The organism is Ruminococcus sp. HUN007, assembly GCF_000712055.1.
GTDB lineage: Bacteria > Bacillota > Clostridia > Oscillospirales > Ruminococcaceae > HUN007.
In genome coordinates this window covers 1,370,215-1,382,181 of record NZ_JOOA01000002.1, presented here as the reverse complement: position 1 = coordinate 1,382,181, position 11,967 = coordinate 1,370,215, and the positions used below count along the sequence as shown (strand labels likewise).

Genomic DNA, 11,967 nt, shown 5'->3' with positions numbered 1-11,967 from the left:
TGTACTTGTTCTGACAGCAACCGCTACGGGATCACATGCAGATTTATTAGGAATGTAAGGAAAAAAGCCATATACACCGGAAGTGAAATGTTTCACTGGTGTATGTGGCTTTTTTCGGCGAAAAAGGTACTGCCGTCTCGCTGAGGCGGCAGTACTATAATAGCGCGCCGCAGGCGCACCATTTTGAAGGCGATGCAGTTCGTGTTCCCCTTGAATTCTTACTCAGAAAATGATACAATTATAACTGATAATAATCTAACGTATGAACCTCATTAAAGGAAGTGAGAAACTTTGGGAACCTATCTTAATCCGGGAAACGAAATGTTCAGGGCGATTTCACGATGCGACTATGTCGATAAAACCGGACTTATTGGTCTTATGAACCAGAGAATTGAAACAGGCGGTAATCTTGTGTGTATCAGCCGTCCGAGACGATTCGGAAAATCTTATGCAGCGCAGATGCTTGCAGCGTATTATGACCGAAGCTGTGATTCGCATGAGCTTTTTGATGGTAAAACTATATGTTCAAATCCGACTTATGAGGGACATATAAACAAGTATGATGTTATTTATATTGATATAACCGGTATCAGACCTTATACCGATAAATACAGGAAAATCGATTCGTTTCTGACAGAGGTGCTGAGTGAAGAACTCAAAAGTATGTATCCTGACATTAAATGCGGAAAAGATTTTGCTTCTGTTCTGGTCGATGCGGTATCAGTTTCCGGTCGTAAATTCATTTTTATAATAGACGAATGGGATGCTCCTGTAAGAGAAGCAGACGCCGAAACAGCGGATAATTATCTGAAATTACTGAGGTCTGTTTTTAAGAATTCAGTAGTTACAAACCGCGTTGTTGCAGCTGCGTATATGACAGGCATTCTTCCGATAAAAAAAGACGGATCACAGTCGGCAATATCGGATTTTGAAGAGTTTACAATGATAAAACCGGGAATGTTCGGAGAATATGCAGGTTTTACAGAAACTGAAGTGCGTGATCTCTGTGCGATTAAAAACATTGATTTTCAGTCGATGAAAAGCTGGTATGACGGATATTCGCTAAAAAATACAGGATCGATCTATAATCCGAATTCAGTTATGAAAGCTATCAGGAACAATGATTTTGATTCGTACTGGACTGAAACGTCGGCAGCGGACAGCCTGATGGAGTATATAAGCAAGGATTACAATGGGCTGGCCAGAACGATAGCTGAGCTTATTGCGGGAATTGATGTACCTGTTGAAACAAAAGGGTTTTCCAACGATCTGACTTCATTCAAAGGAAAAGACGATGTCCTGACACTCCTTGTTCATCTCGGATATCTGGCATACGATCACGAAAAGAAGACAGTTCATATTCCTAATGAGGAAATAAAACTCGAATTTTCAAGAACGATAAAAGTAACTGATCATTCAGAAACGCTTAAAAGACTTAGTGAAAGTGAAAGGCTTTTCATTGATACGGTAGAAGAAAACGAAGAATCAGTTGCAGCGCAGATAGAAAAGATCCATTCGGAAGAAACAGCTCCGCTTCACTATAACAGTGAAGCGAGTCTCCGTAGTGTAATCAAGCTTGCTTACTACACATACCGTGACAATTATGTTCAGTTTGAGGAACTTCCATCCGGTGACGGATATGCCGATATAGTTTATCTGCCAAAGTATGATTCCGGTTATCCGATTCTTCTTATCGAACTTAAATGGAACAAGGATGTTCATACAGCTATTGATCAGATAAAGGAACGCCATTATCCTGAACAGATAAAAGGTTTCGGCCGTGACATTATCCTCGTCGGAATAACCTATGACAAGGATGAAAAGCCTGGTCATAGAAAACATTACTGTCATATAGAAAAGGCAGTTATTGAATGATTATATGCACGCCGGATGTAACTCTTAACAATAAGAGAATACATCCGGCGGTGTTATTTGTGTAAAGTTTTTTCTCCGAAACACTTGATTTGAGAGCGTAAATATGGTATGATTATAAAGCATTTAAAGTCCGTCGGCCTCGCCGACGAGAGTTAATGCCATTTTATGACATTAAAACGAACAGTCCGCTGCGCAGAAGACAAGCCTGCTGCGTAAGAATGTTCAGAAATTTTAGGAGGAATTTTAAATGAACGCACTCGAATTAATCAGCAAGGACAGCCTTAAGGCAGACGCTCCTGAATTCTCAGTAGGTGATACTGTTAAGGTTCACGTAAGAATCAAAGAAGGCGACAAGTACCGTATCCAGATCTTCGAAGGCACAGTAATTGCTAAGAAGAACGGTGGTATCAGTGAAACATTCACTGTAAGACGTGTAGCTCACGGCTGCGGAATCGAAAGAGTATTCCCGCTTCACGCACCTGTTGTTGACAAGGTTGAAATTGTCAGAAAGGGTAAAGTACGCAGAGCTAAGCTCTACTACCTCCGCGACAGAGTTGGTAAGGCAGCTAAGGTTAAGGAAGCAATCAGATAATCAATCTGCCGCTTCGGTTTATCTATTGATAGTTAAAAGGGACGGTTCAAGTCCCTTTTTTGCTATTAATAGCTTTTAAATGCGTAAATTCATCCAACGGAGATGATGAATATGAAAGATGAAAAAAACCGCAGAAAAAGAGGACGTTAAAAATGCGGAAACTGCCGGGAAAACGGACAGCCGTTCTTTCCTGAATGATGCAGCTGAAATTGTCGAATCGATCCTGCTGTCGGTTTTTTATTGTTCTTCTTGTGTTTACATATCTTTTCAGACTTTCAGATGTATCCGGTCCTTCAATGGAACCGACACTGACTGAAAAGGACAGGGTGGTTATTTCATCGCTGTTTTATAAACCGAAACAGAACGATATTATAATCGTAAACAGCAGCAAGCTTGACAAGCTTATTGTAAAAAGAGTTGTTGCTCTCGAAGGCCAGTCGGTCGATATAGACTTTGAAAAAGGAATTGTATCGGTTGACGGCACTCCTCTTGACGAGCAGCTTTATATAACAGGAGAAAACGGAGAAGAGCCTGAACTGAAAGCGGATCATTTTGTGAATACGCTTACTACCTATAACATGGGTGCTTTTGATACATACCCGGTAACAGTACCTCAGGGATGTGTTTTTGTCCTTGGTGACAACAGAAACCGTTCAAAAGACAGCAAGCATTCTGAACTCGGTTTCGTTCCGGAAGAGGAGATAGCGGGAAAAGTTGTTTTCAGGATATCACCTCTGAACAAATTCGGAACCGTTGATTAAAAACGGATAATGCGGATGCATATCAGCTCAGACACAAAAATTTTCTGACCCTGGGTTACAGAGAAAAGATGGTGAAAAACAATGAATGAAACAGAAGAAATAAAGGAAACTGCTGAAGTTACAGAAGAAATAAGCACAGAGACTGAAGCTACCGGAACTGAAACAGCAGTTCAGTCAGCAAACGAAGAAAAGAAAGACGGAAACACCGAAGAGAAAAAGCCGTATACAACAAAAACATTTATAAACGATGTATGCGATATTGCTGAAACGCTCTTCATTTTCCTGCTTGTCTTTTATCTTGCCAAGGCATTCATTTTTGATCAGGCTATTGTTGACGGCACTTCCATGGTGCCGACTCTTGAAGACGGACAGAAACTTATTTACAGCAAGATATACACACCGGAGGACAATGACATCGTCATTGTCGATACATCAGATGAACATGGCGAGAACCTCGGCCTTATCGTAAAGAGAGTTGTTGCCACTGGCGGACAGGTCGTTGATATAAGAGACGGCGTTGTATATGTTGACGGTGAACAGCTCGATGAACAGGTATACGAGGAAGGCAGCACACTTACTGCCAGCCACTACGTAAACACTCTCACACCGCCGCGTGATGTTCACCAGTATCCTGTTACAGTTCCTGAAGGATATGTTTTTGTAATGGGTGATAACCGCGGTATTTCCGAGGACAGCAGAGGAGCCCGTGTAGGCTTTGTACCTGATGAAAAAGTCATCGGAAAAGTTGTATTAAGATATTCTCCTTTTAAGGAGTTCAAAATTTTTAATTATTGAATTTCAGTCACTGATCAGATCAGAAGTCCGGGGTTTCCGGACGGCACGCTGCCTTAATCAGATGCTTTAAATCTGCATGGTACCTGCCCGTGAGTTGATCAGTGCTTCTTTAAGAAACGGAAGTAATATATGTCAGAAACTGAGATCAAATCAATACAGTGGTTTCCGGGTCACATGGCGAAAACCAGAAGAGCGATAAAGGAAAACCTTTCACTGGTCGATGCCGTAGTCGAGATAATCGATGCCCGCATACCATTAAGCAGCCAGAATCCTGAAATGGGTAAAATGACTGCCGGAAAGCCGAGACTGTTTGTACTCAACAAGCGTGATATGGCAGACAGCACCGTTACCGACAGGTGGATATCCTGGTTCAGAAGCAAGGGTATAGCTGCGGTTTCCATGGACTGCAAGACAGGAAAGGGAATGAAAAGCTTTACCTCAGTACTGGAAAACCAGGTCCTTAAGGATCTTCTGGAAACCAGGCGTGCAAAGGGTATGTCCGGCACACCGACAAGAATAATGATAGTCGGCATTCCGAACGTCGGAAAGTCATCTTTCATCAACAGGATGTCCGGAAGCAAAAAAGCCAGGGTTGAGGACAGACCGGGCGTTACCCGTACCAAGCAGTGGGTAAAACTCGGCGACAGGATCGAAATGCTGGATATGCCGGGCGTGCTCTGGCCGAAGTTCGATGACCAGGGAGTTGCCAGACGCCTTGCATTTACAGGAGCCATAAAGGATGATATTCTTGATACGGAGACGCTTGCAATGCTTCTTCTTGAATATCTGGCAGAAAACTATCCTGAAATGCTGAAATCACGTTATAAAATGGATACCAGCGCTGAAATGAAAGGCCCTGAGCTTCTTGAACTTCTCGGAAGAAAGCGCGGTATGCTCATTTCAGGCGGCGAAGTGGATACTGAACGTGCTGCTATAATGCTCCTTGACGAGTTCAGAGCAGGAAAGATCGGCTGTATTTCCCTTGAAATACCAGAGGATGAACAGAATGGCTGATAATAAAAACAAGACTGAATTATACGAGTTTGACGAAGCAGTACGCACCGAACTTGGGGGCGGATTTCTCTGCGGGACCGATGAAGCCGGCAGGGGACCTCTGGCCGGAGATGTTTTTGCGGCGGCGGTCATACTTAAGCCGGGAGTAGTAATAGACGGCATTAACGACAGCAAAAAGCTCACGGAAAAGAAACGTGAAAAGCTTTTTGATGAAATAAAGGACAAGGCGGAAGCCTGGTGTATAGCGTCAGCGAGTGTTGAGGAGATCGAGAAGATCAATATTCTTAAAGCTGCAATGCTGGCGATGAGAAGGGCAGTCGAAGGACTCGGAGTAAAGCCTTCACTTGTGATCGCGGACGGAAACAAATGTCCGGAAATTCCGGGTACTGAAGTACGTTCAGTCATAAAGGGCGATGCTCTTTCAGCCAGTATTGCGGCTGCGTCAGTACTTGCCAAAGTGGCGAGGGACCGGTACATGCTCGAAATGGCTGAAAAATATCCGGCTTATGCATTTGAAAAGCATAAGGGATACGGAACGAAACTTCATTACGAAATGCTTGACAAACACGGTGCTTCTGAGATACACCGCATGAGCTTCCTGAAAAAGTATTATGATAAGAAGGACAAACAGCAGACAGAAAACTGAATACGGCAATACAGAATCATTTCTTTCCCGCGGAGAGGAAACTTCAAGAAGAGACCTCGGAAACAGGGGTGAGGATGCAGTCTGTGCCTATGTTGAAAAGTACGGCTATAAGATCATAGCCCGGAACTACATCTGTCCGCGCGGCGAGATAGATATTGTAGCTGAGAATTCTGATACTGTCGCATTCATTGAAGTGAAATCCAGAAAAGAAGACTGTGTTGTGTCGGGTATTGATGCTGTCGGCTACACCAAGAAAAGAAGAATACTGAAAACGGCTGCGTGGTACACCTACAGGTATCCTCTTGAAAAGCAGCCCAGATTTGATATAGCGGAAGTCATACTGAAAAATGATATCCCTGCAGCCATCAGATACTACAAGGGTGCGTTTGATATGACTGATTCCGGGATCATGCTTTCATTCAGATAAAAGTGAAAATATATTTCTGCAGAGTATTTTTCACTGTAATATTTATGCTTATCTGCGGAGAAACGGAGCGTTACAATGTTTTATAAAAGTACAAGAAACAGTAATTTAAAGGTTACAAGTGCGCAGGCTATTTCACAGGGTATTTCCGAAGACGGCGGTCTTTTCGTACCTGAAAGCATACCTTCACTTACGCTTGAAGAAGTTGAAAAGATCGGTAAAATGAGCTACTCTGAAAGAGCAGCATATGTTTTCACAAAGTTCCTCACAGACTTTACTGAAGCTGAGATCAGATACTGCACAGACAATGCCTACAGCACAAAGAACTTTGAAACTGAAAACATTGCTGAAATAGCACATCTTTTCGACGGCACCTATATGCTTGAACTCTGGCACGGTCCGACATGTGCTTTTAAGGACATGGCTCTTCAGATACTCCCGTACTTCCTGACGACATCAGCAAAGAAGTTAAACATAGACAAGAAAATCGTTATCCTCGTTGCAACATCAGGTGACACAGGCAAGGCTGCACTTGAAGGCTTTAAGGACGTTGAAGGAACACAGATCATGGTATTCTACCCTGAAAACGGTGTAAGCTCAATGCAGAAGCGTCAGATGACAACTCAGGAAGGTCAGAATGTAGGCGTATGCGCAGTAAAGGGTAACTTTGACGACTGCCAGAGCGGTGTCAAGAAGATCTTCACAGATGAAACAGTAAAGAAGGCGCTTGCTGACAACAAGCTCATGTTCTCAAGTGCAAACTCTATCAACTGGGGCCGTCTTGTTCCTCAGGTGGTTTACTATATTTCAGCATACGCAACTCTCGTTTCTGACGAACAGATAAAGCTCGGCGACAAGATCAACGTAGTTGTTCCTACAGGAAACTTCGGTAACATTCTTGCTGCTTACTACGCAAAGAGAATGGGACTTCCGATAGCAAAGCTCATCTGCGCATCAAACATCAACAATGTACTCACAGACTTCATCAACACAGGTGTTTATGACAGGAACAGAAAGTTCTACGCTACATGCTCTCCTTCAATGGACATCCTTATCTCAAGCAACCTTGAAAGACTCCTCTACATTCTTACAGGCGACAACGACGCTCAGATAAAGGAATGGTTCGGTGCTCTTGCAAAGGACGGAAAGTATGAAGTAAGCGCTGACGTGAAGGCTAAGATAAAGGAAGACTTCTATGCCGGATTCTGCGATGACAACGGCACAAAGGAAACAATAAAGAGCATTTATGACAAGTACTCATATGTTTGTGATACACACACAGCAGTTGCAGTCAAGGTATACGAAGATTACCGCAGGGAAACAAAGGATGAGACAAGAACGATCATCGCTTCAACAGCAAGTCCTTACAAGTTCAGCGCAAGCGTGCTTGAAGCTATCTGCCCTGACTACAAGGCTGACGATGAATATGCTCTCGTTGACAAGATAAATGAACTTTCAGACATCAGTATCCCTGATGCTCTTGCTGATCTTAAGAACAAGCCGGTAAGATTCACAGGATCTATCGACCGTGCTGAAATGTCTGACTTCGTAATGAAAACTCTCGGAATCAGGTAAGAATCAGTCAGACGGAGGAAAACGGAAGTGGCACTGTTTACGATCGGGGACCTTCATCTGTCTCTCGGAGACCAGTTCAAGCCAATGGATATCTTCAACGGCTGGGACGGTTATGTTGAAAAACTTGAGCAGAACTGGAAAAACACTGTTGCCGCAGCGGACACCGTTGTTCTTGCAGGTGATACTTCGTGGGCAATGAAGCTTCCGAATGTTTATAATGACTTTAAGTTTATCGACTCTCTTCCGGGAAAAAAGATAATACTGAAGGGAAACCATGATTACTGGTGGTCAACAATGGCCAAAATGGAGAGATTCGTCCTGGAAAACCACTTCGACACGATATCATTTCTGTTCAACAACTGTTACACCTATGGAAAATACGGCATCTGCGGTACGCGCGGCTGGGTAAGCATGGGCGACAGGACTGAAGATGAAAAAGTTCAGTTCCGCGAAGTTCAGCGCCTCGAAGTATCGATAAAGGCTGCCGTTGATCAGGGCCTTGAACCAGTGGTCTTTCTTCATTATCCTCCTGTATATGGTTCAAGCAGCAATTATGATATTCTTGATGTGCTGTACAGGTACGGCATTAAGCAGTGCTTTTACGGTCACATACACGGATACAGCCAGAAAAATGCCATTACCGGAATACGTGACGGAGTCGAATATATCATGATATCCAGTGATTATCTCAGTTTTGCACCATATCGCGTTATGTGAGTTTGTTAAAAACGTAGAACACGATAAAGTTCTATAGCATTAATACAGCTGATGTGATATAATGGATTAGATGTTGTTTATTAAAATATGGAGGACGATATAAATGAGTTTAAAATCATCAAATAATGTTGCAGTAAATACTACTGAGTTAGTAATTGAAATAAGCGCAGAAGACTTCAACAAGGCACTTTTAAATGCCTACAAGAAGGAAAAGAACCAGATCCAGATCAAGGGCTTCAGAAAGGGCAAGGCTCCTATGGCCGTTATCGAAAGATATTACGGTGAAGAAGTATTCTTCGATACAGCTCTCAACGACATTCTTCCGGATGAAATGACAGCTGCTCTTGAAGAAACAAAGCTCGAGCTCGTTGACAGACCGCAGGTTGAAATCGTTTCTGCATCAAAGGCTGAAGGTGCTGTACTCAAGGCTACATGCACAACAAAGCCTGAAGTATCAGTTTCAGAATACAAGGGACTCAAGGCTCCTAAGGTTATCGACGCTGTAACTGATGAAGTTATCAACGAACAGATCGAAGCTGCAAGAAAGAGACAGGCAAGAATCGTAACTGTTGAAGACAGAGCAGCTCAGATGGATGATGAAGTTGTTATCGATTTTGAAGGATTCAGAGACGGTAAGGCATTTGACGGCGGCAAGGGTACAGATTATCCTCTTACACTTGGCAGCGGTCAGTTTATCCCTGGTTTTGAAGAACAGGTTGCAGGTCACAAGACAGGTGAAGAATTCGAGATCGAAGTAACATTCCCTGAAGATTACCAGATGAAGGAACTTGCTGGCCAGAAGGCAGTGTTCAAGATCAACCTCAAGGAAATCAAGGCACAGGAACTTCCTGAATTTGACGATGAATTCGTAAAGGATGTTTCAGAATTCGATACAGTTGACGAATACAAGGCAGATCTTAAGAAGAAGCTTGAAGAAAATGCAGAACAGAAGGCTGATGCACAGTTTGAAAACTATCTCTTCGAGCAGATCATCAAGAACCTTGAAGGTGAGATCCCTCAGTGCATGTTCGACCAGAGAGTTGAAAGAGAAATTTCAGAATTCGAAGCTCGTCTCGCTCAGAACCAGATGAGTCTTGACCTTTACTTCCAGTACACAGGTATGGACCGTGATGACCTTAAGGCTACATACAAGGACAGAGCTGAAAACGAAGTTAAGCTCAGACTTGCTCTTGAAAGCATCGTAGCTAAGGAAGGCCTTACAGTTGAAGATTCAGAAGTTGAAGAAGGTCTTGCAAAGCTTGCTGAAAACAACCACATCAGTGTTGAAGACGTTAAGCGTTTCATCAATCCTGAAGACTACAAGATGGATCTTCTCGTATCAAAGGCTGCTGATCTTGTTAAGGAATCAGCTGTTGTTGATAATTCACTTGCTGAAAAGAAGGAAGAATCAGCTGAATAATATGCTTCACGAAACTCAGAGACTGCCGGTGTTACGGAACACTGCCTTATCGGAGTTTCCTCAGTGAACTGAATAAAGCCTGAACAAACTCCTGTTGCTGTCGCAGAGTCAGCGGCAGGAGAATGTTTGCATTATAAGGCAAATGAAATCTGCGGTAAATTTATCCGCAGCAGACGAAAGGAAAATAGAATTATGAGTTTTGTACCTTACGTTGTAGAACAGACAAGCAGAGGAGAACGTTCATACGATATCTTTTCCCGTCTCCTTAACGACCGTATCATAATGCTTTCAGAAGAGATAAACGATACAACAGCCAGCCTTGTTGTAGCACAGCTTCTTTATCTCGAAAGCCAGGATCCGGAAAAGGATATAAGTCTCTATATCAACAGCCCCGGCGGATCAGTAACTGCAGGTATGGCAATAGTTGATACTATGAGATACATCAAGTGTGATGTTTCCACTATCTGCATCGGTATGGCAGCATCTATGGGTGCGTTTATTCTCTCATGCGGTGAAAAGGGCAAAAGATATGCTCTTCCGAACAGCGAAGTAATGATCCATCAGCCACTCGGCGGAATCGGTGGTCATACTCAGGCTACAGACATGAAGATACATACTGAACGAATCCTCAAAATGAAAGACAAGTTAAACAGTATGCTTGCTGAAAATACAGGACAGCCGCTTGAAACGATCCAGAATGACACAGAGCGTGACAACTTTATGTCAGCTGAAGAGGCTTGTGCCTACGGCCTGATTGACAAGGTAGTTGAAAAAAGATAAGGTTGGTGAACTATGGTAGACAGCGGATTCAAAACCTGTAATTTCTGCGGCAAAGGAGAAAACCGTGTTCAGAGCATGTTCTCGTCAGGAGATACAAACATCTGTGACGAATGTGTTGTGTACTGCTATAACATAATCGCAGGACCGGGAGACAAGGAAAAGGAAAAGCCGAAGACCAAGACTTCAAAGAAGAACAATGACTTTTCAGTCAAGCTCAAGAAGCCTATGGAGATCAAGAAGGTCCTCGACCAGTACGTAATCGGTCAGGATTCTGCCAAGATCGCACTTTCAGTTTCAGTTTACAACCATTACAAGAGACTTCTCAGCAACGATGCAGGTGATGATGTCGAGATCCAGAAGAGCAATGTTCTTCTTCTCGGCCCTACTGGTGTCGGCAAGACACTTCTTGCACAGACACTTGCAAGAACTCTCGATGTACCTTTTGCTATTGCAGATGCTACAACTATCACAGAAGCCGGTTACGTAGGTGATGACGTTGAAAATGTTCTTCTCCGTCTTATCCAGGCTGCAAACTTTGATATCAAGGCTGCGGAACGCGGCATCATCTATATCGATGAAATAGACAAGATCGCAAGAAAGTCCGAGAACACTTCCATCACACGTGACGTAAGCGGTGAAGGTGTTCAGCAGGCACTTCTCAAAATCATCGAAGGTACGGTTTCAAACGTTCCTCCTCAGGGCGGAAGAAAGCACCCTAACCAGGAATTCATCCACATCGATACAAAGAATATCCTCTTCATCTGCGGCGGTGCATTCGACGGGCTTGAACAGGCTATCATCAAGAGAACAAAGCACAAGTCCATCGGATTTGGCTCGGACGTTCTTTCAGACAAGGAAGAAATGAACAACATTTTCAAGAAGGTAATACCGCAGGATCTTGTCAAGTACGGTATTGTTCCTGAACTTGTAGGACGTCTTCCGCTTATCACTGTTCTTGACGAACTCGATGAAAAGGCTCTTATCCAGATCCTTACTGAACCGAAGAATGCTCTTATCAAGCAGTACGAAAAACTTTTCGACTACGATAACATAGAGTTTGAAGTTGAACCTGAAGCTCTCGAGGAGATCGCAAAGAAGGCGATCGCACAGAAGACAGGTGCACGAGGACTCAGAGCGATCGTTGAGGGAATTCTCATGGAGACCATGTACGAAGCACCTTCAAAGGATATAAAGAAGGTAACAGTTACAAAGGAATGTGTTACTGAAGGCGCAAAACCTGTTGTCAGAACAGATGCTGCAAAGCTTAAGAAATCAATAAAGAAATAATTTATCACGGGACATCTGTCGTTGAAGCAGGTGTCCCTTTGAATTTCCGGTCAGGTTCGTTAATACTTGAAAAAAAGCTTA

12 protein-coding genes are annotated in these 11,967 nt (G+C 43.2%); all 12 read left to right on the top strand.

Features of this window, described 5'->3' with window-relative positions:
• Nucleotides 1-291 precede the first annotated feature (291 nt).
• The 12 genes from CC97_RS10215 to clpX all read left to right on the top strand — a co-directional run bounded on the left by CC97_RS10215 (nucleotide 292) and on the right by clpX (nucleotide 11,886).
• Entirely contained in the window at nucleotides 292-1,875 is a 1,584-nt protein-coding gene (locus tag CC97_RS10215) for an AAA family ATPase (protein ID WP_044974892.1), read from the top strand.
• 247 nt (nucleotides 1,876-2,122) lie between these two features.
• Nucleotides 2,123-2,467 carry a 50S ribosomal protein L19 gene (gene rplS / locus CC97_RS10210; protein WP_044974891.1) on the top strand — a complete coding sequence of 115 codons (345 nt, stop codon included), beginning with the start codon at nucleotides 2,123-2,125 and terminating at the stop codon, nucleotides 2,465-2,467.
• Nucleotides 2,468-2,676: 209 nt separating this feature from the next.
• Complete coding sequence (lepB, locus tag CC97_RS10205) at nucleotides 2,677-3,228, top strand: signal peptidase I (protein WP_197021855.1); 552 nt, start codon at nucleotides 2,677-2,679, stop codon at nucleotides 3,226-3,228.
• Between the two features lie 81 nt (nucleotides 3,229-3,309).
• On the top strand, nucleotides 3,310-4,023 hold the full coding sequence (gene lepB / locus CC97_RS10200; RefSeq protein ID WP_049962820.1) for a signal peptidase I: 714 nt from the start codon (nucleotides 3,310-3,312) through the stop codon (nucleotides 4,021-4,023).
• 129 nt (nucleotides 4,024-4,152) lie between these two features.
• Nucleotides 4,153-5,037, top strand: a complete 885-nt coding sequence (gene ylqF, locus CC97_RS10195) for a ribosome biogenesis GTPase YlqF (RefSeq protein ID WP_044974890.1) — start codon at nucleotides 4,153-4,155, stop codon at nucleotides 5,035-5,037.
• On the top strand, nucleotides 5,021-5,683 hold the full coding sequence (gene rnhB, locus CC97_RS10190) for a ribonuclease HII (protein ID WP_081850071.1): 663 nt from the start codon (nucleotides 5,021-5,023) through the stop codon (nucleotides 5,681-5,683). The genes ylqF and rnhB overlap by 17 nt, the downstream gene beginning before the upstream one ends.
• Nucleotides 5,649-6,110: a YraN family protein gene (locus tag CC97_RS10185; protein WP_049962819.1), complete on the top strand. Its 462-nt coding sequence runs from the start codon at nucleotides 5,649-5,651 to the stop codon at nucleotides 6,108-6,110. Before rnhB ends, CC97_RS10185 begins: the two co-directional genes overlap by 35 nt.
• Nucleotides 6,111-6,185: 75 nt before the next feature.
• Complete coding sequence (gene thrC, locus CC97_RS10180; RefSeq protein ID WP_044974888.1) at nucleotides 6,186-7,682, top strand: threonine synthase; 1,497 nt, start codon at nucleotides 6,186-6,188, stop codon at nucleotides 7,680-7,682.
• Nucleotides 7,683-7,709: 27 nt separating this feature from the next.
• Nucleotides 7,710-8,399: a metallophosphoesterase gene (locus CC97_RS10175; RefSeq protein WP_044974887.1), complete on the top strand. Its 690-nt coding sequence runs from the start codon at nucleotides 7,710-7,712 to the stop codon at nucleotides 8,397-8,399.
• A gap of 103 nt (nucleotides 8,400-8,502) precedes the next feature.
• Entirely contained in the window at nucleotides 8,503-9,819 is a 1,317-nt protein-coding gene (gene tig, locus CC97_RS10170; RefSeq protein ID WP_044974886.1) for a trigger factor, read from the top strand.
• Nucleotides 9,820-10,008: 189 nt separating this feature from the next.
• On the top strand, nucleotides 10,009-10,599 hold the full coding sequence (gene clpP / locus CC97_RS10165; RefSeq protein WP_278245355.1) for an ATP-dependent Clp endopeptidase proteolytic subunit ClpP: 591 nt from the start codon (nucleotides 10,009-10,011) through the stop codon (nucleotides 10,597-10,599).
• Nucleotides 10,600-10,611: 12 nt separating this feature from the next.
• Complete coding sequence (clpX, locus tag CC97_RS10160) at nucleotides 10,612-11,886, top strand: ATP-dependent Clp protease ATP-binding subunit ClpX (RefSeq protein WP_044974885.1); 1,275 nt, start codon at nucleotides 10,612-10,614, stop codon at nucleotides 11,884-11,886.
• Nucleotides 11,887-11,967 lie beyond the last annotated feature (81 nt).